This is a genomic window from Staphylococcus pasteuri, assembly GCF_030547725.1.
Taxonomy (GTDB): domain Bacteria; phylum Bacillota; class Bacilli; order Staphylococcales; family Staphylococcaceae; genus Staphylococcus; species Staphylococcus pasteuri.
Genome location: NZ_JAUOQO010000951.1, coordinates 1 through 237, shown reverse-complemented (window position 1 = coordinate 237; position 237 = coordinate 1). Strand labels below are relative to the sequence as shown.

The 237-nt window shown below is 46.4% G+C and carries 1 protein-coding gene; it reads right to left on the bottom strand.

Annotated elements, in window-relative coordinates:
* Positions 1–237 (bottom strand): hypothetical protein (locus Q4528_RS16005; protein WP_303522747.1); only part of this gene is annotated, 237 nt, incomplete at both ends.

Below are 237 nucleotides of genomic sequence, written 5' to 3'. Positions count from 1 at the left end.
CTTCTCAGATTCTGTTAATAGGCCGCTGGCACGTGGTGAGAAGGCTAAACCAAAGGCTTTAGAGTCGGTCATCTCGCGCACTAATCGCCCACCGCCAGTAGTGTGAAATAGGGTAATAGACCCATCTTCGCCACTTACTGCAAACCCTTTGCGGAAATACTCAACACCAATCTCATTAATTTTAGTGCCAGCGTTAAATTCGCGAATTTGAGTGAGTTTACGTACGCCATCTTTAGC